This is a genomic window from Micromonospora sp. WMMD710, assembly GCF_029626045.1.
Taxonomy (GTDB): Bacteria; Actinomycetota; Actinomycetes; order Mycobacteriales; family Micromonosporaceae; genus Micromonospora.
The window spans coordinates 1,200,660-1,223,888 of sequence record NZ_JARUBD010000001.1 but is presented as its reverse complement, the minus strand read 5'-3'; the positions used below and the strand labels follow the sequence as shown (position 1 = coordinate 1,223,888).

The following is a 23,229-nucleotide window of genomic DNA, read 5'->3' as shown; positions in this document are numbered from 1 at the left end:
CACTTATCGGTCCGAGGAGAACACTAACTGCCACGCGACCCACACGGAGCCGGGCAGGGCATGCACACGTCATGGGCGATGCGCGATCACCGCGGGCAGCCGGGAGCGCCCGCGAACGGAACGCGCGCAGCCAGCCACAGCCTGCACAGGTGATCGAAGGAGTCGTCCCCGTGAAGATCAGAAGGAAACTGTTGCTCGGCGCCGCCGTGGCGCTGGTGGCGGCCGGCCTGGTGGTTCCCACCTTCCGGCCCGCGTACGCCGCGTCGCTGGCCGAGGTCACCAGCTTCGGCGACAACCCGGGCCGGATGCGCATGCACGTCTACGTGCCGGACGTCCGCCCGACCAGGCCCGCGGTCGTGGTGGCCATGCACGGCTGCGGCGGGTCAGGCCCCGGCTTCCACTCCGGCAGCGAGTTCGCCGCCCAGGCCGACCGGTACGGATTCATCGTGATCTACCCGACCGCGACCCAGCAGGCCGGGTTCGGCAACTGCTTCGACGTCTGGTCGGACGCCGCCAAGCGCCGCGGCGGTGGCAGCGACCCGGTCTCGATCATGTCGATGATCCGGTACGCGCAGCAGCAGTACGGCGCCGACCCCGACCGGGTCTACGCCACCGGCAGCTCGTCCGGCGGCATGATGACCAACCACATGCTGGCCCTGTATCCCGACGTGTTCAAGGCCGGCGCCGCGTTCATGGGGGTCCCCTACAACTGCTTCGCCAACGCGGCCGACTACCCACCCACGAACAGCCAGTGCACCGGCGGCGCCATGAACCGCACCCACCAGCAATGGGGCGACGCGGTCCGCCAGGCGTACCCCGGCTACTCCGGCCCCCGCCCACGGGTGCAGTTGTGGCACGGCACCAACGACACGCTCGTGCCGTACTCGCTGTTGCAGGAGGCGATCGAGCAGTGGACCAACGTGTTCGGGCTCAGCCAGACACCCACCTCCACCGACACGCCGCAGGCCAACTGGAACCGGCGCAGGTACGCCGACACGAGCGGCACCGTCCAGGTTGAGGCGTACAGCATCCAGGGCGCCGGGCACAGCCTGCCGTCCGGCGGCATGGCCGCGTCCGCCATCCAGTTCTTCGGACTGACCAACCCCACCACACCGCCGCCCACCACACCGCCGCCCACCACCCCACCGCCGGCTCCCGGGGCCTGCCGGGTGACCGTCGACCTCAACGCCTGGAACACCGGGCTGACCGAGAACATCACCGTCACGAACAGCGGCACCGATGCCGTCAACGGCTGGTCCCTGGTCTTCACCCTGCCGGCCGGGCAGACCATCACCTCGGGCTGGAACGCCACCTACTCCCCCACCTCCGGGCAGGTGACGGCCAGGAACGTCGGCTACAACGGCGCCATCGCGCCAAACGGTTCGGTGAGCGTCGGCTTCCAGGCCACGCACACCGGCAACACCGCGCGACCGGCTTCGTTCACCCTCAACGGCGCGGCCTGCACGATCGCCTGACAACGGCGACCGGTCCGGCCCCGCCGTGCGGCGGGGCCGGACCGGGTCGTCAGTCCCGACCAGCCGGCGGGATGGGGAAGTTGCGGTTGAAGACGTTGTCCGGGTCGTACGTGGCCTTCACGGCGCGCAGCCGGCTGAGCGTGGGCTCGGGCCAGGCATCCAGCAGCCGATCCGGGTCCGTGTCGGACTCGAAGCTGAGGTACCGGCCGTCGAGGTGCGCGTACAGCTTGGCCCACAGGTTGTCGAGCTGGGGCCTGCGCTCCGGGACCGTGGCCGCGAGCACCGAGAAGTTCTGCTTCCGGTGCGGGTAGGCGGTCGCGTCACGGGCGACGCCGTTGACCGCTGCGCCCACCGAGCGCACCTGCATGATCATCACATCACCGGAATCGATCATGTCCGCCATACGGTCCGCCGCCTGCGGTGTGATGTGGTGCAAGAGGCCACCGCGGGTGTCCCGCAAACCCTGACCCCGGTGCCGGTTGCCGGGCGGCGCGACGATCGCCGGATACGGCGCGACCGGTGCCTGCTGATCGAGGATCGGACCGATCCCCAGGAACGGACTGAGGGCCGACTGCGCCGCCTCGATGTCGTCACCCGCGTAGACGAGGGTGACCTGGGCCGTCGGCGGATTGCCGCGGCGTGCGGGAAAGAGGGAGAGAAACTCGTCAGGTCCCGTGGCGCGTCCTCGACGAGCTGACCCCAACGGCGCAGCAGGTCGGCGGTGTCGGTCGCGTCCGCGACGAGCTGGGCGTAGACCACGTTGTCGACCTCGTACGCCTCCAACTCCAGGGCCGTGACGACGCCGACGTTGCCGCCGGCGCCACGGATGGCCCAGAACAGGTCGGGATGCTGCTCGTCGTCGACGCGGAGCAGGCGGCCGTCCGCCGTGACGATCTCGGCGGCGACGATGTGGTCGATGGTCAGGCCGCACCTGCGTGCCAGGTATCGAGGAACCCGGCGTTGTAGGGGTCCCACCCGTCGGTCGGGCAGCTTGGGTAGGGCGGTCGGTCGACCAACACCTCGCGGTACGAGGCGTCGGTCGCCCCGAACCGCTAGCTACCTGCCGGTACCTGGTCCTTGACCTCGTCGTACCCGACCGCTCCGGGCGCCTCGGTCGGCGCGTAGATCACGCGGAGCACGCCCGTCGGGAACACCTCCGTCGCCGTCACCTTCAGGTGGTACGGCGTCTCGCCCTCGTCGAACAGCCGGCGGCCCTTGCGCGCCGCCACCGGGTGCACCAGCAGGCGCAGCTCGTCGACCAGCCCCGCGGCGAGGAGCTGCTGCACCACCGAGATCGACCCGGGGATCAGGACGCCCTTGCTGCCGGCGTCGGCCCTGAGTTCGGCGACGGCATCGAGGAGATCACCGGAGAGCAGTTCCGAGTTGCGCCAGGAGAACGTCAGCGGCTGGCGCGAGACGACGATCTTGCGTACGTCCCCGAGTTGCTTGGCGAACGACGCGTCGTCCCCGCCGGCGGCCTCTCGCTCGGGCCAGGCTCCGGCGAAGCTGTCGTAGGTCTCGCGACCGATGAGCAGGACGTCGGCGGTGTCGTAGTCCTCACCGACGGCCCGTCCCATGTTGTCGTCGAAGTACGGGAAGTGCCAACCGGGATCGATCTCGGCCACGCCGTCGGCCGAGATGAACAGCGTGGAGATGACCTTTGCCATCGTGGTGCCCCTTCGAAGCAGGTGATGTCGTCACGTGAACCGCCACAGCATCGCAAAACCGTCGGACAGTTACCGACGCCTCGCCGCGTGACCCTGCATCGCCGACACCTCCACGACGTCTACCGGGAACGTGGCGCTCCGCGTCACGCCGGCCACCGTGTAGGAGACCGCGACGGTCTGCCGCCCCGGCCTGCCCGGGTCGTACCCGGCCAGCGAGTACCCGCCGTGACTGTCCGCACCGCGATCGAGGACAGGTCGGCACCGCGCAGGGCAGCGTGCTCCGCCTGGGTCAGCGCGAAGATGGTCCCGTGGCGCATGACGCCGAGGGCCCCCTCGTCATCGGGCTTCTGCGCCCAGTCGATCGGCGTCCATCGGCCCGAGGCGAGGTCGTCACCCCAGTACGGGTGCAGCTGCTCCTCCAGGCGGCCCCCGGACGGCGGGCCGAGCCACTTCTGGTCGGCGTAGAGGTAGTAGCCCTCGCCGCGTACGTCACCGGGGTTGGCCTTCACCACCATCGGCGCCTCGGCGTGACGGCGTCGAGCGTCCCGTGACCGGGCCGGTTGCTCATCACCTGCGGTGGCGTGAACGTGACGAAGTCGCGGGTGGTGGCGTAGAGGGTCTGGTTCCTGGTGCGCGGGTAGTGGCCGTTCGGGTCGGTGCGGTCGGGCTCACGGCACGGCACCCGGACGGTCGGCTCATCCGGTAGCGGCACACGGCGGGGTTGTCAGACCAACGGCGCGTACCACTGAGCGCCGGTGACCCGGATGCGCCGGGACTGCTTGCGATTCCACTCGACCCGCATGCCGTGCCGACGAAGCACCGGAAAGGCGATCTCATCCAACACCTGTTCCAGGTCGGCCTGGTAACGGGCCTGCTGTTCGGCCTCGGACAGAGCGTTGTAGGCGGACTCGTCGAAGTCCGCCGGCGGGTAGACGCCGTAGCCGAGGTAGACCTCGCCGTCCTCGCTCGCGAGCAGCGACTCGGTGTCCTGCTGGTGATACCACACATAGCCGAGCCAGTGTCGGGAGTCGTCGCGCTCGTCGTGGATCTCGGCCGCCGCGCAGGTGCCGCAACAGCTGAAGTTCTCCCTGGCCAACACGCCGACCTCGGTCAGCTCGGCGAAGGCGCGGGTGAGGTTGCTCCGCACCGCTCCCCACTCCCGCTGCTGCTCCCGCCGGACGGCCAAGGCCCGTTCGTACGCCGAACCGAGCTCCTCGTCGGTGGCGCCGTGACGCTCCTCGTCAACGTCGAAGACGTCGACGAACTCGTCGGCGTCGGCCTCGCCGCGCACGACCCAGTCCCAGATCTCGCCCTCGATCTGCGTGCGCCCCGGCTCCGCGATGCGGTCGGTGAGGAACCGGACGCCCTCCGGGCGATCGTTGTAGATCCATCCACTCACGGCGACGATCCTCACACGTACCTCCGACAGCCCGGGCCGGACCACGAGCCGTGCGACCGCCGGGGGTTGACATGAAGTGTGATTGAGGTTTTAACCTCCACTGCGGATCACCGTGCTCGAGAGGTCCAAGAGGTTGTCTGCCGTCGGGAGGAATCTGATGCACCTGCCACGCCTTTTCCGCCCCCGCACCGTCGTGAGCGCCCACTGCGACCTCCCCTGCGGCGTCTACGACCCGGCGCAGGCCCGGATCGAGGCCGAGTCGATCAAAGCGATCTCCGAGAAGTACCAGGCCAATGACGACCCGGAGTTCCGGACCCGCGCGCTGATCATCAAGGAGCAGCGCGCCGAGCTGGTCAAGCACCACCTCTGGGTCCTGTGGACCGACTACTTCAAGGCGCCGCACTTCGAGAGGTATCCGCAGCTGCACGGTCTCTTCAACGAGGCCACCAAGCTGGCCGGCGCCGGGGGCGCGAAGGGGGCCGCCGACCCGGCCGTCGCGGAGCAGCTGCTCGCGAAGATCGAGGAGATCTCGAAGATCTTCTGGGAAACCAAGCAGAGCTGAGCTGTCGACACCGGGTGGCGGACCGCCACCCGGTTCAGCCCATCCGTACGGGAGGACCGCATGACGTCGCGCACCGAGCTGGTCGAAGACCTGCTGAGTCGATTCCCGCAGGTGCCGCGCGAGGCGGTCATCAAGGAGGACCTGCTGCGCGGCGGGCTCGCCTTCGACGACACGGCGTTGACCGACAACGAGCACGGCGACGTCAAGCCGAAGTCCTACTTCATCTTCTCCTTCGATCACCGGACGCTCCCGGAGCTGGGGACGGCCGCGCTGCGCCGGCCGCCGGAGGAGATCGTGCTCACCGGAGGCCCGTACGAGCTGCGCCGAACCGTCGTCTCCGTCCGCACCAACCCCGGCTCGCCGTACCGTGTGCGGTCCGACAGCGACGGGCGGCTGCGCCTGTTCCTGGACGAACGGCCGATCGCCGATGTCGGGCTACCCCCGATGCCGGCGTACTACCGGCACACGCTGGCCAACGGGAAGTCGGTGATGGAGGTCGCGCCGACCATCCAGTGGGGCTACCTCATCTACCTGACCGCGTTCCGGGTCTGCCAGTACTTCGGCGCGAAGGAGGAGTGCCAGTACTGCGACATCAACCACAACTGGCGGCAGCACAAGCAGGCCGGGCGCCCCTACACCGGGGTCAAGCCGGTCGACGAGGTGCTGGAAGCTCTGGAGATCATCGACCGGTACGACACCGATCGGGCCTCGCAGGCGTACACCCTCACCGGTGGCAGCATCACCTCGCACGTCGGCGGGCTGGCCGAGGCGGACTTCTACGGCCAGTACGCTCAGGCGATCGAGGAGCGGTTCCCGGGGCGGTGGATCGGCAAGGTCGTCGCCCAGGCACTCCCCCGAGCCGACGTCCAACGGTTCCACGACTACGGGATCCGGATCTATCACCCCAACTACGAGGTGTGGGACAAGCGGCTGTTCGAGGTGTACTGCCCGGGCAAGGAGCGCTACGTCGGCCGGGAGGAGTGGCACCGCCGCATCCTCGACTCCGCCGAGGTGTTCGGCCCACGCAACGTGATCCCGAACTTCGTGGCCGGCGTCGAGATGGCCGCCCCGCATGGCTTCACGAGCGTGGACGAGGCGATCGACTCCACCGCCGAAGGGCTCGACTACTTCATGTCACGCGGCATCACCCCGCGGTTCACCACGTGGTGCCCGGAGCCCACCACGCCGCTCGGCCGGGCCAACCCCGAGGGCGCGCCGCTCGAGTACCACGTCCGACTGCTGGAGGTCTACCGGGCGACCATGGACGCCCACGGGCTGTCCAGCCCGCCCGGATACGGCCCGGCCGGGCCGGGTCGTGCCGTCTTCTCGGTCAGCTCCTTCATGGACACGCTGCCGTCCACGCCGTCCTGAGCGAGGCCGAACCGGCCCGCACCCCTGCGGATGCGGGCCGGTGCCGCCACTGCGGTCCGGTCAGCTGTTGAGCCGGGCGAGCAGGGCGGTGGCCATGCCCTGCTCACCGCGGGCGTTGGGGTGGAACGGGGCGGCCGAGTTCTGCGGCACCAGTCCCTCGACCCACCGGGTGCCGCTGCTCTTGCACGCGTCGCGGCCGATCGACGGGGTGTAGACGTCGGCGTAGGTGGCACCGTTCGCGGCCGCGGTGCTGGCCAGCATCGCGTTGAGCGACTTCTCGACACCCCGCAGGTACGGCACGTCCTGGTAGGCGATCGGGACGACGGGCCAGCAGCCGTAGCCGGTGTCCGGCACGATCGCCGGGTACCCGAGCACCACGACCCGCGCGCCCGGCGCGGCCTGGCGGACCGACTGCAGCACGGTGGTCACCTTCGGCACGGTGGCGGCGATCCGGGCCTGCAACTGGTCGACACCTCCGGCGGTGTACCGGTCCTTGCACGGCGACCCGAGCGGGCTGTTGAGGCTGGCCTGGGCGCAGTCGCTGATGATGCTGGAGAAGCCGATGTCGTTGCCACCGATCTGCACCGTCACCAGCGCGGTGGTCGACGTGACCGCGTTGAGCTGCGGCGGCACCGTGATGCCCAACTGGCCGCTGCCGCCGTAGAGAATGTCGTCCGTGGTGGCCCCGGAGCAGCTGACGTCGGCGAACGACGACGAGCCGGCGGACGCGGCCACCACGGACGGGTAGTTGCGGTTGGACCGTAGGCAGTTCAGGTCGACCTGCGTGGGAATCAGCGGACCTGCGGTGTACGAGTCACCCAGGGCGACGTAGCGGCCGGTGGGCACCGCGGCGCTGGCGGGTGTGGCGACGGTGAGCAGCACGCCGACGGTGGCCATGGCGAGTGCGGCCAATCGGGTTGCTGCCCGCAGGAGCGGCAGGCGGGGACGGGTCATGACGCCTCCCAGACGGGATCACGGTGGTGGTGGTGCCGAGATCCTGTCGCCGCCGAGGGCGGGCGTCAATATCGATGAGCCTCACTAAATGCTGATCCGGAGTGTGGGATGCGGAGATGCCGCCGCTACTGCCCACCGTCGCGCAGCTGACGCCAGGGACCACCCTCGTCACCCGGGAGCCTCGTCGTACCGAAGCGCTTGTCGACCTCGGCGAGCGCTTCCTGCGTGGGGTTCGGGCCGAGGCTGCCCAACTCCTCGAAGAGCTGCTCGTTGCCGGCCGGCGCGCTGACGAACAGCAGCCGGCCACCGGTCGGGGTGACGAACGTGTGGTACGAACCACGGGGTACGACGACGATGGTCCCCGGGCCGCCGGAGAACTCGGCGTCGCCCACGCGGAAGTCGTACCGCCCCTCCAGGACATAGGCGATCTTCATGAAGTCGTGGTGCGCGTGGGGAGGGTTCTCGACGATGACGTCGTGATGGAACACGAAGGCGCCGAGCGCGCCGCCCACCTCGCCACCGTGGACGAGAATCTCCGGCCGATGCGGGCCGCCGAGCTCGATCAGCTCGCCCGCACCGGGCTGCACGGCCCACCCGTCCCGACCCCAGTCCGCATGGCCTGTCAGGCTCTGCCCCCGCTCGATTGGTTGACGAACGGGGCAAACCAACGCCGCGCCACACGATTTCCAATGACCGTGAAGTTGCTGGCGTCTTACCGGCTGGACCACCACCAGGACATACCGAGCGCCCAGGGCAGAAGCGTGACGGCCAGCGCCGCCACCCACCCGGCGACCGCGGGAACCCCGCCGGGCCTGAGCCGACCGAGCGCGTGATTACCGCCCAGGAACGCGCCGCCGAGCAGGAGGGCGACGAACATCAGGAAGATCGCCACGAGGCCGGCCTCGTCGGTATCGAGCTGCAGCGGCGCGGGGCGACCGAAGACCGTCGCGTACGTGTGGTTGGTGGTCGGCCCGTACGGCCCGCTGGCCGCGTAGGCGAGCAGGGACACGAGCAGCACCAGCGGGATCATGGCCAGCATGCCCACGAGGAGGTTGAGCGCCACCAGCGCCGCGGCGAAGGCGGGCAGCCTCTGGGTTGACCGCATCCACGACCTCTCTGCTCACCGTCGGGGAAGCGCCCCCTCCACGTACCACGCAGTCTGATCTCCCCGACGTGACCGCCAGTGGATTATCAGTTGACCAGGAGGCGCGTTTGACGCACCTGGAAGTACTTGCTCCCACGGAAAGCAGCATGCTAGCTTCTCGTACCAGCGAGCGCTTCCCCACCCCACGGAGGTGTGCGATGACCACCACGCCCACACCCGAAGGGGTACGACCGGCCCGGCAGGCCGTCGACCGGTGCCGGATGCTCACCGGCGAGGCCCCACGGTGATCGACCCGAAGCTTGATCCGGCCCTGCTCGATCCCACCCGCCTGGCCATCGTGGCGTTGCTGGCGGGAACGGAATGGGCCGAGTTCGCCTTCGTCCGTGATGCCGTGGAACTCAGCGACTCGGCCCTGTCCAAGCGGATCTCGGCGCTGGGCGACGGCGGCTACGTGGATGTCCGCAAGGGCTACGTGGGCAAGCGCCCACGGACCTGGATCAACCTCTCCGCCGCCGGGCGGGCCGCTCTGAGCGCCCACATCGCGGCCCTGCAGGACATCGCCAACCGCGCGGCGGCCCCGCCCGACTGAGCCGGGCGGGCGGGCGGGTGTCGACGATCGATCACACCCACACGCCCGACCGGGATGACACGAGCCCAGCGAGACTCCTCAGAGGGTGAACACGAGCGTGGAGATGCTGCGTGCGCCGACATTGATGGTGGCCTGCCCCCCGTTCACGCTGGTCGGCTGGCTGGCCGCGTTGGCGTTCCGCGAGGTGAGGTAGTACTCCGCCCGGCTGACGTTCTGCGGTGCCTGGATCACGGCGTTGTTGACCGCGCTGGTCGACCGGTTGAGGATCACCAGGGTGATCTTCCCGTCGCCCTGGTAGGCGGTCACCTCCAGCGGCGACGCCTTGGAACTCTTCGTCAGGGCGACCCGCTGGTAGCCGGGGCGGACGTACTTGGCGTACTGCGAGAAGGCGTACCCGCGCTTGAGTGGAGCGCCCGCGGTGGTGCCGTACGCCGCCTCACCGTCACCGATGAAGGAGTAGTAGCGCTTGCCGTACCACCAGATGTAGGCGGTCCAGTTCGACTCCATCGACCTGTGCACCGTACGCATGATGTCGTCGAGCGTCTCGTTCCAGACCGCCGCGTTGGCGGGGTTGCCCCATATGTTCGAGCCTCCACCGTCGGCGGCGTGCAGGTTCCACTCGGTCATCCACACCGGCTTGTTGTACTGATCGGCCAGGGGGTACGACTTCAGCCGGCCCGCCGCCTCCGTGCCGTACAGGTGCCCGCCGATGTAGCCGATGTTGTTGCGGGCGGTCGCGTCGTTCAGGGCCGGGTCGGTGAAGGTGTAGTTCAGGTTCACCGCCTCGGCGACCATCAGCTTGGTGTTCTGCACCCTCGCACCCTGGTCGCGGACGAAGGTGCGCAGCTCGGTGCCGCTCCAGTCCATCGAGTCGTAGTCCGGGTGCCAGTCCGGCTCGTTCTGCACCGAGGTGACGTCGATGGTCACACCCTGACCGCGCATGTACTGCACGTAGCTGTTCAGGTGGTTCGCGTAGTCGTCGTAGTAGTCGGTCTTCAGCTTCCCACCGTTGACCCGGCTGTTGTTCGTCTTCCACGCCGCCGGCGCGGTCCACGGCGAGGCGAGGATCTTCACATTCGACCCGTACGACTTCGCCGTCTGCAACGAGTTCACATGCGTCGCCCACTCGCTGGACACCGGCGACAGACCGGTCCGCACGATCGACAGCCCCAACTGGTTGGCACCCATACCGACCAGCGTCTGCGTGTCCGACGTCGACCACGCCGAACCCCAGATCGACTGCGCGGCTCCGAACCCATCAACCGTCTGGTACCTGGTCGCGCTGTTCACCGTGATGTCCGCCGGCCCGTTCGGGGGCGGGGTGGTCGGCGGTGGGGTGGTCGGGGGCGGCGTGGTGGGTGCCGTGCCGCCGGTGCAGGTCACGCCGTTGAGCGCGAAGCTGGTCGGCGCGGGGTTGCTGCCGGTCCACGAGCCGTTGAAGCCGAACGAGGCCGTGCCGTTGGTCGTGATGGCCCCGTTGTAACCGACGTTCCTGGCCGTGACCGCGGCACCGCTCTGGGTCACCGTCGCGTTCCACGCCTGCGTGACGGCCTGTCCGGCGTCATAGGACCAGGTCAACGCCCAACTGCTGACCGGCTCGCCGAGATTGGTGACGGTGACGTTGGCGCCGAAGCCACCCTGCCACTGCGACGACACGCTGTAGTCCACCGAACAGCCGGCGGCCGCGGCACCTGCCGGCACCGCGGCCGCGACCGCGGTGGAGGCCAGCAGGACGGCGCCGGCCGACACCATCGCGGCCTTGGCCACTCTGGGTTTCTTCATGGGAGCACTCTCCTGGGTTCGGGGTGACGCGAACCGGCGTACGCCCGAAACCGCGCGGGAGGACGTGACCGACCCGCTGCCGAGCGACGCCGCAGTTAGCGCTCACAGGCACGGCCCTGACACACCTGTAGCGGTATTCCGAGTTGCCCGAGCGGCACACCGGGCTCCCACGGTGCGCCAACCTCCGCTCCATAGACTCTTGTGGATGAATACGCCGCTCGTCAAGACGTGGCGTCGCTGTTTCGAGAGCGTCGCCGCAGGCTCTCGGCGTTCACGCCGAGAGCCTGCGGGCGGCGATCGCGATCACCGCTGTCAGGCGCCGATCGCGATCGCGAAGATGTGCATGGTCGGCACGCCGGACGCCGGCCGTGCGCTGATGTTCGGCAGCTCGACCCGGACCACCGCCTTGTTCTGCAACGTCACCCCGACGTAGTAGATGCAGGCGGCGGTGGCCTGACGCTGGTTGCCCGGCCGGTTCTGGTAGGCGGTCACGATGGCCGCGGTGCCGCCGGCGTGTGGTCCCCCGTACCAGTCGGGCGTGCTCAGCGTGAAGGTCTGGCGGGTGCCGTCGGCGTACACCACCGTCGCGGTTCCCGACACGGCGCCGTAGGTGCCGGTCGCGAGGATGCCGAGCGTCCGCCCCGTCCCGGTCACGCCGATGGACTGCCCCGAGGCGATGGCGTTGTCGGCGACGCCGGGGCTGACGTTGGGCCAGCGGAAGGTGACCCCGTTGCGGCTCACCGTGCTGCCCGGGGTGACCCCGGCCTGCGCCAGGGCCTGCGCGGAGAGACTGGCCCCGTTGCCGTCGAAGTTCCCGACGCCGGTGTTGGTGTCGTTGGAGATGCCCGCGTTGGTGAAGCTCTGCTCCAGCGTCGGTGTGGTGGTGCCCGAGCTGGTGGCCCGATAGGTACGCCCGGCCAGCACGGTCACCTCGACGAGGTCGCTCTCGATGCGGGTGGTCCGGGCCGACGTGCCGTCCGCGGTGTCGACGACGGTGTAGGCGCCGGTGAAGAGCCGACCCCGCAGGCGGACGGTGCCGGCGCGGTCCGGGCGGAGGAGCACCTCGGTGGCCTGCCCACTGCTCCAGGTGACGCTGACCGTGTGCCCACCCCGGCCGCGCAGTCCGGTCACCCGCCCACTCGGCCAGGCCGTCGGCAGTGCGGGCAGGATGTGCAGTTCACCGGCGTGGCTCTGCAGCAGCATCTCCGCGACGCCGGCGGTGGCGCCGAAGTTGCCGTCGATCTGGAACGGCGGGTGCAGGTCGAACATGTTGGGCGCGAGCCGCGCGGGTGTGGCGAGGTAGCGGATCAGGTCGTGGGCCCGGTTGCCCTCCTCCATCCGCGCCCAGAAGTTGATTTTCCAGGCCAGCGACCAGCCCGTACCATCGTCACCCCGCAGTTGCAGCGTCCGGCGCGCGGCCTCGAACAGCTGCGGGGTGCCGCGCTTGGTGATCTGGTTGCTGGGGGCGAGCCCGTACAAATGCGAGATGTGCCGGTGGTACTGCTCGGTCTCCACCCAGTCGTAGAGCCACTCCTGGATGTTGCCGCGCGAGCCGATCTTCATCGGCGGGAGCCGGTCCCGGGTGGCCCGCACCTGAGCACGGAAGGTGGCGTCCACATCGAGGATCTCACTCGCCCGCGCACACCCGTCGAACAGGTCCCGCAGGATCTGGTTGTCCATGGTGGGGCCGGCGCACACGCTGGCGTTCGCGTGGTGACCGAGCTCCGGCGAGTTCGACGGGTTGGTCACCAGGTAGCCGAGGGTCGGCTCGGTCACCAGCGTGTTGAGGAAGAACTGCGCCGCACCCTTCATCGCCGGGTAGTTGGCCCGCAGGAACTCGATGTCGCCGGTGAACAGGTAGTGGTCCCAGATCAGGGTGCTCAGCCAGGCGCCGCCGGTCTGCCACATGCCCCAGAACGCGCCGTCCACCACGGAGGTGGCCCGCCACGCGTCGGTGTTGTGGTGGGTGACCCAGCCACCCGCCGCGCCGTACTGCACCTGGGCGGTGCGGACGCCGCTGACCGCTAGGTCCCTGACCATGTCGAAGACCGGGGTGTGACACTCCGACAGGTTCGTCGTGTTGGCCAGCCAGTAGTTCATCGGCAGGTTGGCGTTGATCGTGTACTTCGAGTCCCACGACGGGGTCAACGAGTCGTTCCAGATGCCCTGGAGGTTGGCCGGCTGGGTGCCGGGCCGTGACGACGAGATCAGCAGGTACCGGCCGAACTGGAACAGCAGCGCCGAGAACTGTGGGTCGTTGACGCTGTTGTGCTGGGCGATCCGGACGTCGGTCGGCTGGTCGGCGGCGGAGGTGCGGCCCAGATCGAGGCCGACCCGACCGAACAGCGCCTGGTAGTCGGTCACGTGTCGGCTGCGCATCTGGTCGTAGCTGCTGGCCCGGGCGGCCGTGAGGCGCTGTCGCGCGATGCCCTGGTAGTCGCCGCCGACGGTGCGGTAGTTGACGTAGCTGGAGCCGATGGAGACCAGCAGGGTCACGCTGGTGGCGTTGGTGACCCGCAGGGTGCCGCCGGAGCTGGACACGGTGCCGCCGCTGATGGTGGCGTTGGCCAACGCGAGGAAGCGGACCGAACCGTTGACACCCTCCTGGTTGCCGGAGACACCGTCCAGCGAGATCGTGCTCCCGTCCGGACTCGCGACCGATGTCCGCTGCGGGCTGTCGAAGGTGGCGGTGAACGTGATCGAGCCCGTCCGGTCGGCGGTCAGCCGCATCGCGATGACCTGATCCGGCGCGCTCGCGAACACCTCGCGCTGGTATCGGACACCATTCATCACGTACGTCACCGAGGTGGTCGCGGTGGTCAGGTCCAGCTGCCGGCTGTACTGCGAGGCGGCACCCGACGTGGGGAAGGTCAACCGGAGGTTGCCGACGGTCTGGTAGGCCAGCTGCCCCACCGGGTTGCCGAGCATGGTCTGGTTGATGAGGTCCTGAGCCTGGGTCCACTGGTTCGCGAAGACCAACCGCCGGATTTCCGCCAGGGCGCCCGCACCTCTGGTGTTGCTCGGCTCGTGCGGTCCGCCGGCCCAGACGGTGTCCTCATTGAGCTGTAGTCGCTCCGTGTCGACGTTGCCGAACACCATGGCCCCGAGCCGGCCGTTGCCGATCGGTAGCGCGCGGAGCCAGTCGGTGCCGGCCGACTCGTCGTACCAGAGCGCCAGGTCGCCGGCGGCCAACACCTGCGGAGGTGCCGTCGAGTCACCTCGGGCCACCGCGCTGGACGGCAGCGGCAGCAGGGCGCCGCCCGCGCCGGCCGCGCCCATCTTCAGAGCCTGCCGTCGGGTCAGGTCGGACATCGATCCTCCAAACGGTGGCCGATCCGACCACCCCGAAGCGCGACACGTGTGCGGGCCTGCCAACCACGACGTCCCCCGGTAGCTATGAGCGACCATCAGGCAGTCAGACGTCTGATGTGTTTCGGGAAGGTTACATCGACGCTGCTGGATAGGCAATGGCCGATTTACCGAGACCTGCGCCGCCGCCGGAGGCCCTGACCAGGAGATCCAGGTCGCGGCGCGCAGCCCGCCGGGCGGTTCGGCAAGGATCGCGCCAGAGTGGACGTCAATCAGAGCCGCAGCCACCTGCGCATACATCGGATGTCGCCGCCGAAGGGCGCGGTGAGCCGGTCACATCCGCGGGCTGCGGTGACCACACCCGGGTCGACGGCCTAGCTCGCGCGGGTGTCGTTGTCGCGTCGCTGGATCATGTGGACCTGCTCGAGGTCGAGGCCGTCCTGGACGCGCCGGAGCACCTCGTCGTCGATCTCACCCTGGTCACGCATCCGGACGACAGTGTCGTGGCGGTGGTCGATGACCGCCAGGTGAAGGTTGGCGTACTGCTGCTCGTAGTCGGCCGCGGCCTCGTCGGGACCGGAGTCGGCGTCGCCGTCGCGCAGCACGCGCAGGCGGCGGTCGTACTCCGTCCGCAACTGCTTCTTCACATCGTCGCTCGTGCCCAGGCCCGCGGCCATCTCCGGCAGGGACTTGAGCGCGTGGTCCATCGAGGTGATCTCGGCCCGCCGGCGTTCCTGCTCCGCCTCGCCGTCGGCGCTCAGCCCGGCCCACCGCGTCACCCGAGGCATGAGCGGCGCCTGGAGCAACAGGGTCGCCGCGATCACGACGGCCGTGACGAAGACGATCAGGTCCCGGTCCGGGAACTCCGCCCCGGACGGCAGAGCATGGGGTACGGCCAGCGCCGCCGCCATCGACACCGCACCGCGGAACCCGGCCGCCGACATGAGCGCCCGTGGGCGGCCGCTCAGCCGTCGTTCACGCTGCTGTGGGCGGCGGTCGATCGCCCGGATCAGGTACGGACTGGTGAACAGCCAGCCGAACCGCACCGCCACGATGACCGCGCAGACCACGACCGCGACCAGCATCCCGTGGGCCAGCTCGGTGTTGTCCAACCCACGTACGGCCGACTGGGCTTCCAGCCCCACCAGCACGAACAGCGCCGTGTTGGCCAGCGTGGTCACGAAGCCCATCACGGTCTGGACGTACCGGCGGGCGTTGCCGGGGAACAGGCGCGGCGAGACCCGGCCCACCCAGAGTCCGCTGACCACGGCCGCGAGGACGCCGGACACCTCGGCTGCCTCGGCGATCAGATAGGCGGTCAGCGGCGTCATCAACGCGAGGAGGTTGTGCTGGAACGGATCGGTCAGCCGGCGGCGGATCTGCAGGACGAGGAACGTGACCGCCAGACCGGCCGCGACACCGCCCAGGTACGACAGCGCGAACAGCCCGGCGACCCGACCCGCGCTCAGATGTTCCTCGCCGAGCGTGATCCCGACCGCGAGCGTGTAGATCACCAGCGCCGTACCGTCGTTGACCAGGCTCTCCGCCCGCAACATGGTCGCGATACGACGGGGCAGCATCCGGCCCAGGACCCCGACCGCCGTGGCATCGGTCGGAGCCACCGCGGCGCCCAGCACCCACGCCGGCCCCCAGTCGAGCCCCAGTGCGTGCGCCGCCGCCGCCACGCCGGCGGCGGTCGCGACCACGAGGAAGGTGCTCAGCAGCACGATGACCCGGAGATTTCTCCGGATCTCCCGCAACGACGAGGTGAACGCCTCCCAGTAGAGCAACACCGGGAGGAACACCAGGAGGACCGCCTCGGGTGGCAGGTGCACCCCGCGCAGCGCGGGCGCGAACCCGAGCAGGACACCGGCGAGCAGGAGCAGCACCGGTGGGGCGATCCGGAGACGACGGGCCGCGCCCGTCCCCACCAGGATGGCGACACCCACCGCGACAACCAAGGCGATACTGGACACCGGATTCCTCTGTCCCTCGGAGCGGGCAGAAAGGTTACACCGCACGGCAGTGCCCGTCGCACCGAGCGTGGCCTCTCCGGCTCGACAACGATGGCGAGGCTCACTGGACAGCCACATGGCGATCTCTGTACTCGCTGCTCGGCGAGGTGAGCCCGCACTCCGGCGCGACGTCGCCCACGCGAATCCACTGGTGGTCAAGTGAGTGGCCCTACCGTTCGCGCATGAGCACCGGAGACGTCGACGGCCCCGCCCTCGACGAGGAGCAGTTCGACCGCCTCGCGGGCTACGGCACCGAGGAGGACGTCCATCAGGGGCAGGACCTGTACGCGGCGGGCGACAGCTCCTACGACTTCTTCCTGCTCCGTACCGCGACCGCGGAGGTCGTCCGCAAGGCGACGGCGCTCGACCCCGAGCGCCTGATCTACCGGCGGGTACCGGGTGAGTTCCTCGGCGAACTGAGCCTCCTCACCGGGCAGCAGGTCTTCCTCACGGCCCGCGTCGTCGAGGCCGGCACGGTCGTCCGGATCACCGCCCCGGTGCTGCGCCGCGTGCTCGCCGAGCAGGTCGACATCGCCGATGTCCTGATTGAGACCTTCCGAGCCCGACGCGAACTCATGCGCGGGGCGGCCGGCAACGCCCTGGAGATCGTCGGCCGGCCGGACGCCGCGGATTCGCTGAGGCTGCGAACGTACGCGACCCAGATGCTCCTGCCGCACGCCTGGCTCGACGCGGCCTCGCTGTCCGGCCGGGCCCTCATGCGGGCGGTCGGGGTCGACGCGGACGACCTGCCCGTCGCGGTCACCGACGGCCGGGTGCTGCGTCGTGCCACCCCCGGAACGGTCGCGGAGGCGCTCGGCCTGACCTTTGTCGCCTCGGCCGACAACCCAGACCTGGTCGTGGTCGGCGCCGGACCGGCCGGCCTCGCCGCGGCGGTCTACGGCGCCTCCGAGGGGCTCGTCACCGTGCTGCTGGACGGCACCGGCCTCGGCGGCCAGGCGGCCAAGAGCGCGCGGATCGAGAACTACCTCGGGTTCCCCCAGGGGATCAGCGGCGAGCAGCTGGCCCGGCTGGCGATGATCCAGGCGCTGAAGTTCGGCGTCCAGATCTACGCGCCCTGCGCGGTGGTCGGCCTCGACGTGTCCGACGACGAACGGCCCGTCGTGGAGCTGGAGGACGGCACCCGGATCGAGGCGTCCGCGGTCATCGCCGCCACCGGCGCGCGTTACCGGCGGCTCGACATCGCGCGCTGGGCGGAGTTCGAGCAGAGCGGCTGTATCCGGTACGCCGCGACCGAACTGGACCTGCGTGGGTACGAGTCACAGCCGGTGGCGGTCGTGGGCGGCGCCAACTCGGCGGGGCAGGCGGCGCTCTCCCTGGCCGCACGCGGCTGCACGGTGCATCTGGTGGTGCGCTCCGGCGACCTCGGGGCGAAGATGTCGGCGTACCTGACCGACCGGATCCAGGCCCACCCGCGGATCCAGGTCCACACCCGCAGCACATTGCGTGAGCTGCACGGGGACGACACCCTCGCGGCGATCGTCGTCGACGACGAGGGCACGTCGACGAAACTGGACTGCCGCGGGCTGTTCTGCTTCATCGGCGCGGACCCGGAGTCCGGCTGGTTGACGGGCATCGCCCTGGACGAGAACGGTTTCGTCCTCACCGACAGCCGGCTGCCGCCCGGTACGCGCGAGGCGCCACTGCCGTTCCAGACCAGCGCTCCCCGCGTCTTCGCGGTCGGCGACATCCGCGCGGGCTCCACCAAGCGCGTCGCCACCGCGGTCGGTGAGGGCGCGGGTGCGGTCTCCGCGGTCCACACCGCCCGGGCCAGCTGAGCTCGGTACCGGTGGTGCGGTGAACCGTCCGGCGGGCCCTCGCGAGGGCCCGCCCGACAGAGGCGACCGGGGTCAGCCGGCGGTGCGGCCGACCAGGGAGATCAGCTCGTCCGCGGCCGGCCCGGAGGAGGCCGGGTTCTGACCGGTGACGAGCAGCCCGTCGGTCACCACGTGCGGCTCGAAGTTGCCCGCCTTGGAGAACTGCGCCCCCTTGGCGATCAGCTCGTCCTCGACGAGGAAGGGCACGACCTTGGTCAGGCCCATGTACTCCTCCTCGCTGTCGGTGAACCCGGTGACCCGCTTCCCGGCGACCAGCGGCTGACCGTCGGGGGTCACGCAGTGCCGCAGCGCGCCCGGCGCGTGGCACACCAGCGCGGTCGGCTTGCCCGCCGTGACGAACTGCTCGATCAGTTTGATCGAATTCTCGTCCTCGGCGAGGTCCCACAGGGGGCCGTGGCCGCCCGGGTAGAAGACGGTGTCGAAGTCGCCGACCGACACCGAGTCCAGCCGTAGCGTGTTGTCGAGCTGCCGTTCCGCCTCGGCGTCCGCACCGAAGCGGCGGGTCTGATCCGTCTGGAAGTCCGGTTCGTTGCTCTTCGGGTCCAGGGGTGGCCGCCCACCCTCGGGCGACGCGAGCGTCACGTCCCATCCGGCGTCCCGGAACCGGTAATAGGGCGCGGCCAGTTCCTCGAGCCAGAAACCGGTCTTCCGGCCGGTGTCACCCAGCTGGTCGTGCGAGGTCAACACCATCAGAACCTTGGTCATGTCCACTCCTCAGATCAGCAGTTCCAGTCGTACGTGCCCTGGTTCGCGACGAACATTCCATGTCGCCGCTCGTCGGTCGGCCGGGTCAGACGCCGAACGCGACGACCTCCAGCTGAATGTTGTCGATGTCCCGGAAGATGACCGTCGAGTAGGGGAACGGATCCTTCACGGTCTGGATACCGGAGTGCGCGACGCCCAGGCGTGGTGCACGCCGCTGAACGAGGGCGGGCCGGTGTCGGTCATGAGAGCTCCCTGTGCCTACGTCATGAACGCTTGCACTGAGGATTTATATGCAGTTTTGGTTTACGGATAGTGGATGCCGACTGGATCAGCCACAAGAAGCACCCGCCAAATCGGACCAATGACGATTTGACGGGTAGGCAGGTCCGTGTTTCGGTTTTCGGCCACGCTAGCGTCGAGCCGACGACAATCGAGGACGGGAACCAGAATTCGCATGGGAACAATGGGTAACGGGCGGGCCGTGGTAATCGGCGCCTCGCTGGCAGGCTTGCTGGCCGCACGGGCGCTGCACGAGTCCTTCGAAGAGGTGGTCGTGCTCGATCGCGACACGTTGCCGCAGCAGCCCGAGCCACGACGCGGCGTGCCGCAGAGCAGCCACGTGCACGGGCTGCTCACGCGTGGCAGCCAGGAGATGGAGCGGCTGTTCGACGGGTTCGGCGCGGAACTGGCCGGGCTCGGAGCCCCCACCTTCGACGTGCAGGACGACATGCGGTGGTGGTTGGGCGGCCGGCCGCTGGCCAAGGGCGTGTCCGGCATGACCGCGCTGGCCGCGAGCCGTCCGCTACTCGAGTTCGTGATCCGGCGCCGGGTGCAGGGGCTGGCCAATGTGGTGGTCCGGCCCGAGCACACGGTCGACGACCTGCTCTGCACGGCGCAGGGTGATCGCGTCGTCGGCGTGACAGCGACCGCCGCCGGTCAGCGGGTCTCCGTCGACGACGCCGATCTGGTGGTGGACGCCAGCGGGCGTGGCTCACGCAGCCGCCACATGCTGACGGCACTCGGCTTTCCGCAGGTCGAGGAGGAGCGCATCGAGGTGCCGACGGTGTACGTGACGCGCCGCTATCGCCGCGAGCCGCACCATCTCGACGGCCGGGCCGGCGCCTCGGTCAACGCCTACCCGGGCAACGTGCACGGCGGATTCGTCCTCGCCCAGGAGAACGACACCTGGATCGTCAGCATCAGCGACCGATTCGGCGGTGTGCCGCCGACCGACGACGACGGCATGCTGGCGTTCGCCGAGACGCTCGACAGCCCGGACGTCGCCACCATCATGCGCACCGCCGAGCCGATCGGCGATCCGGTGAAGATGCGATACCCGGCCAGCACCCGGCTGCGCTACGACCGGATCGACCAATTCCCGGCCGGGTACCTCGTCACCGGCGACGCGATGTGCTCATTCAACCCGATCTACGGCCAGGGGATGACCGTGGCCGCCCTGGAGGCGGGCATCCTCCGACGGCTGCTCAAGGATGGGACCACCGATCTGGCCAGCCGGTTCTTCGCTGCGGCGGCCGCGGTCATCGACGTGCCGTGGGCGGCGGTCGCCGCCAACGACCTGCGCCTCCCGAAGGCGGTGGGAGACCGGTCCATGCTCGACCAGCGGCGCGGCGCCTACCTGGAACGCCTCCGCCGGGCTGCGACCGAGGACCCGGTGCTGGCCACCGCGTTCCTCCGTGTCACCCATCTCATGGACCCTCCGTCGGCACTCTTCGCACCGGAGATCGCCGGTCGCGTCCCGGCCTGAGAGCCGCCCGGGGTCGTCGCCACGGCGGCCACCCCGGGCACGCCCCTCAACGCGTGCCGTCTGGAGCCGAGGCTGCCTCTCTCGCTCGGCCGACGCCTCCCGAGCGCTTGAGCAGGATGGCTCCACCGGCGATGAAGACGATGCCAAGGACCACACCGACGAGGTTGCCCTGCGGCAGACTGGCGAAGAATCCCAGAATGCCCACGACGATCGCCACCACGCCGAGGATTCGCATCACGTAGCCACCGACGGATCTCGCTCGTTCATTCGTCATGGTGATTCCTGTTGCCCGACGAGCAGGTCGGACAAACGGCGGATCGTCGGCGGGCATCGCACGTGTTCGGTCGGCAGACCTTCTGCCCCGGCCGTCTGGGGTCCGGCCCGCCAGGCCACCCGGCTCGCTGATGTAGGGCCCATTGCCAGACGATCGACAGGCTCTCGGTGCCTGGCCTAGAACGGCACGCAGGCTCGCCGGGTCACCTCACTGTTCGGTTGCGGTCGCCGCGATGACGGCGTGCGGCCGATGGGTGCCATCGAAGGGTCGTTGCATCCGGTCCACCTCCGCGAAGCCGGCGCGCACCAGTCGCGCCGAGAACTCGTCGACGGGCCAGCGGTAGGCGGTCGTGACCTTGTGGTCGAACGCGGCGAACTCGTCACCGTCGAAGAAGCCGATCACCAGAGTCCCGCCTGGGGCCATCGCCCGGCGGAACTCGGTGAGTACGTCGTCGAGATGCCGCGGCGGAAGATGGATCAACGAGTACCAGGCCAGGATGCCGGCGATGGAGTGATCGGCAACGTCGAGCCGCTCGATCGACCCGAGGTGGTACCTGCCGCCCGGATGGGTCGCCCGCGCGTGGGCGATGAACTCGGGGACCATGTCGATTCCCGATGCGTCCACGCCCAGGGAACGAAGGTGCTCGGTGATGTGACCAGGCCCGCAACCCAGGTCGAGCACCGCTCCAGGGCCACCCGCCAGGTGCCGCTCGATGAAGGCGAGGTCGTCGACGTGTACCTGCTGACGGGTGCCGAACAGCTCGATGTAGAGCTGCGCGACGGAGGAGTACGCCTGTCGGACCCGTTCCATCGCACGACTATATGAGAGGTTGGCGGAGGCCTCGGTGCGGCGCGGAGTGCCGCGCACGGCGCCGACGGTGGCGCGGACGAACCCGTCCGCGCCACCGCGGTGCTGGGCAGCTACCCGATGCGGATCAGCTGCCACTGCTGGTTGTTGCCACCCCAGTCGGTGTACTGGACGATGTTTCCCCCGTCGGCGGTGGACGCGCCCTGCACCTCGACGGCCTTGCCGCTGTTGCGGTTGATCACCCGCACGTAGCCACCGGCGGATTCGGCGAGCCGGAACTGCTGGTTCGTGCCGTTGCCGTCGCTCCACTGCACGATCGCGGCGGCGTCAGAGGTGGAGAAGTTGTAGACGTCGAGCACCTTGCCGGAGTTCCGCGACTTCAGTCGGTAGTAGCCACCCCCCGAGTCCACGAACTGCCACTGCTGCCACGCCCCGTCGTTGCGGGACCACTGGGTGATCCGGGCGCCGTCGTTCGTCGCCCGGTTGTACACGTCCAGCGCCTTGCCACTGTTGCGGTTCACCAGCACGTACCAGGCGCTGGTGTCCACCGGGGAGCCCGGCGGCGGCGTGGTCGGGTTGGAGCCCGCGTTGAGGGCGTTGAGGACGGAGGTGTACGCCGCCTTCTTGTTGCCCGACCGATCGAACAGCAGCGCGTCGTCGCTGCCACGCCAGGAGTCGCTGTCCCGCACGCCCCACACCGTGATGCCGGTGCAGCGCGTGACGGCCAGGCAGGCCCGGGTGACCGTGCCGTAGATATTGGCCTGGTTGCCGCCGGTCATCACGTCCAGCTCGGTGATCTGCACGTCGACACCAAGATCGGCGAAACGCTGCAGGTTCGCCTGGTAGTCACCGGGAATCGTGGTGCCCAGGTGCGACTGGAAGCCGACGCAGTCGATCGGCACGCCACGAGACGTGAAGTCCCGCACCATGTTGTAGACGCCGGTCGACTTCGCGTTGATCCCGTCGGTGTTGTAGTCGTTGTAACACAACTTCGCACCCGGATCCGCGGCCCGCGCGGCCCGGAACGCCGCCTCGATCCAGTCATTGCCGGTGCGCTGCAGGTTCGAATCACGCCGACCACCGCCGCCACCATCGGCGAACGCCTCGTTCACCACATCCCAGGCATAGATCTGCCCCCGGAAATGCGTCGCCACCTGAGTGACATGGTTGATCGCCGCACTGCGCAACGCACTGCCGGACATCCCCTGCGCCCAGCCCGGCTGCTGCCCGTGCCAGAGCAGGGCGTGACCCCGCACGCTCATCCCGTTGGCGCGCGCGTGACTGACCAGACGATCACCACCGGTGTAGCTGAACCGGCCCTGCTGCGGCTCGGTGGCGTCCCACTTCATCTCGTTCTCGGCCACGACACTGTTGAACTCGGCGTTGAGGATGCCGACGTACTGGCTGTCGGACAGCTTGCCGGTCGCGACGGCCGCGCCGAAGTAGCGGCCCTTCTCGGCCGCCGACGCCTTCAGTGTGGTTCCGGCGCTGGCCATGGGTGCCAGCGCCACGGTCATGCCCGCGCTCAGTGCGACCGCGAGGGTCGCCGTCGCCAGCAGAGTTCTCTTGGGTCTCATGTTGTTCCTTCTCAGTG

The 23,229-nt window shown here is 69.3% G+C and carries 22 protein-coding genes; 7 read left to right on the top strand and 15 right to left on the bottom strand.

Annotation, left to right across the window (positions count from 1 at the left end):
- Nucleotides 1-170 precede the first annotated feature (170 nt).
- Nucleotides 171-1,475 carry a PHB depolymerase family esterase gene (locus O7620_RS05540; RefSeq protein ID WP_278122134.1) on the top strand — a complete coding sequence of 435 codons (1,305 nt, stop codon included), beginning with the start codon at nt 171-173 and terminating at the stop codon, nt 1,473-1,475.
- A gap of 49 nt (nt 1,476-1,524) precedes the next feature.
- Here the strand turns inward: O7620_RS05540 and O7620_RS05535 are convergent, their stop codons facing one another.
- On the bottom strand, nt 1,525-1,848 hold the full coding sequence (locus O7620_RS05535) for a BBE domain-containing protein (protein WP_278122133.1): 324 nt from the start codon (nt 1,846-1,848) through the stop codon (nt 1,525-1,527).
- Nucleotides 1,849-2,114: 266 nt separating this feature from the next.
- Here O7620_RS05535 and O7620_RS05530 point away from each other — a divergent pair, with 266 nt between their 5' ends.
- Nucleotides 2,115-2,441, top strand: coding sequence for a hypothetical protein (locus O7620_RS05530; protein WP_278122132.1), 327 nt, complete (start codon nt 2,115-2,117; stop codon nt 2,439-2,441).
- Between the two features lie 86 nt (nt 2,442-2,527).
- Here the strand turns inward: O7620_RS05530 and O7620_RS05525 are convergent, their stop codons facing one another.
- From O7620_RS05525 to O7620_RS05510, 4 genes are all read right to left on the bottom strand, one after another.
- The gene (locus O7620_RS05525) at nt 2,528-3,142 is read right to left on the bottom strand and encodes a dihydrofolate reductase family protein (RefSeq protein ID WP_151492308.1); all 615 of its coding nucleotides are present in this window, start codon (nt 3,140-3,142) and stop codon (nt 2,528-2,530) included.
- 143 nt (nt 3,143-3,285) lie between these two features.
- Nucleotides 3,286-3,657 (bottom strand): hypothetical protein, encoded by a 372-nt coding sequence (locus O7620_RS05520; RefSeq protein WP_278122131.1) that lies wholly within the window; start codon nt 3,655-3,657, stop codon nt 3,286-3,288.
- Nucleotides 3,648-3,854, bottom strand: coding sequence for a hypothetical protein (locus O7620_RS05515; RefSeq protein ID WP_278122130.1), 207 nt, complete (start codon nt 3,852-3,854; stop codon nt 3,648-3,650). Before O7620_RS05515 ends, O7620_RS05520 begins: the two co-directional genes overlap by 10 nt.
- 12 nt (nt 3,855-3,866) lie before the next feature.
- Complete coding sequence (locus tag O7620_RS05510; protein ID WP_278122129.1) at nt 3,867-4,541, bottom strand: hypothetical protein; 675 nt, start codon at nt 4,539-4,541, stop codon at nt 3,867-3,869.
- A gap of 157 nt (nt 4,542-4,698) precedes the next feature.
- Between O7620_RS05510 and sodN the strand changes: the two genes are divergently transcribed.
- Together sodN and O7620_RS05500 are read left to right on the top strand one after the other, a co-directional pair.
- Nucleotides 4,699-5,103, top strand: a complete 405-nt coding sequence (sodN, locus tag O7620_RS05505) for a superoxide dismutase, Ni (RefSeq protein ID WP_151492310.1) — start codon at nt 4,699-4,701, stop codon at nt 5,101-5,103.
- 60 nt (nt 5,104-5,163) lie between these two features.
- Nucleotides 5,164-6,474, top strand: coding sequence for a radical SAM protein (locus O7620_RS05500; RefSeq protein WP_151492311.1), 1,311 nt, complete (start codon nt 5,164-5,166; stop codon nt 6,472-6,474).
- Between the two features lie 60 nt (nt 6,475-6,534).
- Here the strand turns inward: O7620_RS05500 and O7620_RS05495 are convergent, their stop codons facing one another.
- The 3 genes from O7620_RS05495 to O7620_RS05485 all read right to left on the bottom strand — a co-directional run bounded on the left by O7620_RS05495 (nt 6,535) and on the right by O7620_RS05485 (nt 8,533).
- The gene (locus O7620_RS05495; RefSeq protein ID WP_278122128.1) at nt 6,535-7,428 is read right to left on the bottom strand and encodes an SGNH/GDSL hydrolase family protein; all 894 of its coding nucleotides are present in this window, start codon (nt 7,426-7,428) and stop codon (nt 6,535-6,537) included.
- A 125-nt stretch (nt 7,429-7,553) separates the two neighbouring features.
- A complete protein-coding gene (locus O7620_RS05490; RefSeq protein WP_151492313.1) occupies nt 7,554-8,015 on the bottom strand; it encodes a cupin domain-containing protein in 462 nt (153 codons plus the stop codon).
- A gap of 125 nt (nt 8,016-8,140) precedes the next feature.
- Nucleotides 8,141-8,533 carry a hypothetical protein gene (locus tag O7620_RS05485; protein ID WP_151492314.1) on the bottom strand — a complete coding sequence of 131 codons (393 nt, stop codon included), beginning with the start codon at nt 8,531-8,533 and terminating at the stop codon, nt 8,141-8,143.
- 283 nt (nt 8,534-8,816) lie between these two features.
- Here O7620_RS05485 and O7620_RS05480 point away from each other — a divergent pair, with 283 nt between their 5' ends.
- Nucleotides 8,817-9,122 carry a transcriptional regulator gene (locus O7620_RS05480; RefSeq protein WP_278122127.1) on the top strand — a complete coding sequence of 102 codons (306 nt, stop codon included), beginning with the start codon at nt 8,817-8,819 and terminating at the stop codon, nt 9,120-9,122.
- Between the two features lie 78 nt (nt 9,123-9,200).
- On the opposite strand, the gene O7620_RS05475 is transcribed toward O7620_RS05480, so the two are convergent.
- From O7620_RS05475 to O7620_RS05465, 3 genes are all read right to left on the bottom strand, one after another.
- Nucleotides 9,201-10,904 (bottom strand): cellulose binding domain-containing protein, encoded by a 1,704-nt coding sequence (locus O7620_RS05475; protein ID WP_278122126.1) that lies wholly within the window; start codon nt 10,902-10,904, stop codon nt 9,201-9,203.
- A gap of 312 nt (nt 10,905-11,216) precedes the next feature.
- Nucleotides 11,217-14,216 carry a glycoside hydrolase family 95 protein gene (locus O7620_RS05470; RefSeq protein ID WP_278122125.1) on the bottom strand — a complete coding sequence of 1,000 codons (3,000 nt, stop codon included), beginning with the start codon at nt 14,214-14,216 and terminating at the stop codon, nt 11,217-11,219.
- 371 nt (nt 14,217-14,587) lie between these two features.
- Nucleotides 14,588-16,189: a Na+/H+ antiporter gene (locus O7620_RS05465; protein ID WP_278122124.1), complete on the bottom strand. Its 1,602-nt coding sequence runs from the start codon at nt 16,187-16,189 to the stop codon at nt 14,588-14,590.
- A gap of 221 nt (nt 16,190-16,410) precedes the next feature.
- On the opposite strand from O7620_RS05465, the gene O7620_RS05460 reads away from it, so the two are divergent.
- Nucleotides 16,411-18,024, top strand: coding sequence for a cyclic nucleotide-binding domain-containing thioredoxin-disulfide reductase (locus O7620_RS05460; protein WP_278122123.1), 1,614 nt, complete (start codon nt 16,411-16,413; stop codon nt 18,022-18,024).
- Between the two features lie 72 nt (nt 18,025-18,096).
- Here O7620_RS05460 and O7620_RS05455 read toward each other — a convergent pair whose 3' ends face one another.
- A complete protein-coding gene (locus tag O7620_RS05455) occupies nt 18,097-18,789 on the bottom strand; it encodes a type 1 glutamine amidotransferase domain-containing protein (protein WP_278122122.1) in 693 nt (230 codons plus the stop codon).
- A 463-nt stretch (nt 18,790-19,252) separates the two neighbouring features.
- Here O7620_RS05455 and O7620_RS05450 point away from each other — a divergent pair, with 463 nt between their 5' ends.
- The gene (locus tag O7620_RS05450; RefSeq protein ID WP_278122121.1) at nt 19,253-20,554 is read left to right on the top strand and encodes a squalene monooxygenase; all 1,302 of its coding nucleotides are present in this window, start codon (nt 19,253-19,255) and stop codon (nt 20,552-20,554) included.
- 46 nt (nt 20,555-20,600) lie between these two features.
- Here the strand turns inward: O7620_RS05450 and O7620_RS05445 are convergent, their stop codons facing one another.
- From O7620_RS05445 to O7620_RS05435, 3 genes are all read right to left on the bottom strand, one after another.
- On the bottom strand, nt 20,601-20,828 hold the full coding sequence (locus O7620_RS05445) for a hypothetical protein (protein ID WP_278122120.1): 228 nt from the start codon (nt 20,826-20,828) through the stop codon (nt 20,601-20,603).
- A 207-nt stretch (nt 20,829-21,035) separates the two neighbouring features.
- Entirely contained in the window at nt 21,036-21,638 is a 603-nt protein-coding gene (locus tag O7620_RS05440) for a class I SAM-dependent methyltransferase (protein WP_278122119.1), read from the bottom strand.
- 110 nt (nt 21,639-21,748) lie between these two features.
- Nucleotides 21,749-23,212, bottom strand: coding sequence for an endo-1,4-beta-xylanase (locus O7620_RS05435; protein ID WP_278122118.1), 1,464 nt, complete (start codon nt 23,210-23,212; stop codon nt 21,749-21,751).
- Nucleotides 23,213-23,229 lie beyond the last annotated feature (17 nt).

Excerpts from the sequence above, each read along its gene's own strand:
- O7620_RS05475 (WP_278122126.1), bottom strand. The coding sequence starts at position 10,904 with ATGAAGAAACCCAGAGTGGCCAAGGCCGCGATGGTGTCGGCCGGCGCC.
- sodN (WP_151492310.1), top strand. The coding sequence starts at position 4,699 with ATGCACCTGCCACGCCTTTTCCGCCCCCGCACCGTCGTGAGCGCCCAC.
- O7620_RS05485 (WP_151492314.1), bottom strand. The coding sequence starts at position 8,533 with ATGCGGTCAACCCAGAGGCTGCCCGCCTTCGCCGCGGCGCTGGTGGCG.
- O7620_RS05535 (WP_278122133.1), bottom strand. The coding sequence starts at position 1,848 with ATGATCATGCAGGTGCGCTCGGTGGGCGCAGCGGTCAACGGCGTCGCC.
- O7620_RS05525 (WP_151492308.1), bottom strand. The coding sequence starts at position 3,142 with ATGGCAAAGGTCATCTCCACGCTGTTCATCTCGGCCGACGGCGTGGCC.
- O7620_RS05520 (WP_278122131.1), bottom strand. The coding sequence starts at position 3,657 with ATGGTGGTGAAGGCCAACCCCGGTGACGTACGCGGCGAGGGCTACTAC.
- O7620_RS05460 (WP_278122123.1), top strand. The coding sequence starts at position 16,411 with ATGAGCACCGGAGACGTCGACGGCCCCGCCCTCGACGAGGAGCAGTTC.
- O7620_RS05435 (WP_278122118.1), bottom strand. The coding sequence starts at position 23,212 with ATGAGACCCAAGAGAACTCTGCTGGCGACGGCGACCCTCGCGGTCGCA.
- O7620_RS05455 (WP_278122122.1), bottom strand. The coding sequence starts at position 18,789 with ATGACCAAGGTTCTGATGGTGTTGACCTCGCACGACCAGCTGGGTGAC.
- O7620_RS05440 (WP_278122119.1), bottom strand. The coding sequence starts at position 21,638 with ATGGAACGGGTCCGACAGGCGTACTCCTCCGTCGCGCAGCTCTACATC.
- O7620_RS05500 (WP_151492311.1), top strand. The coding sequence starts at position 5,164 with ATGACGTCGCGCACCGAGCTGGTCGAAGACCTGCTGAGTCGATTCCCG.
- O7620_RS05495 (WP_278122128.1), bottom strand. The coding sequence starts at position 7,428 with ATGACCCGTCCCCGCCTGCCGCTCCTGCGGGCAGCAACCCGATTGGCC.
- O7620_RS05470 (WP_278122125.1), bottom strand. The coding sequence starts at position 14,216 with ATGTCCGACCTGACCCGACGGCAGGCTCTGAAGATGGGCGCGGCCGGC.
- O7620_RS05450 (WP_278122121.1), top strand. The coding sequence starts at position 19,253 with ATGGGTAACGGGCGGGCCGTGGTAATCGGCGCCTCGCTGGCAGGCTTG.
- O7620_RS05445 (WP_278122120.1), bottom strand. The coding sequence starts at position 20,828 with ATGACGAATGAACGAGCGAGATCCGTCGGTGGCTACGTGATGCGAATC.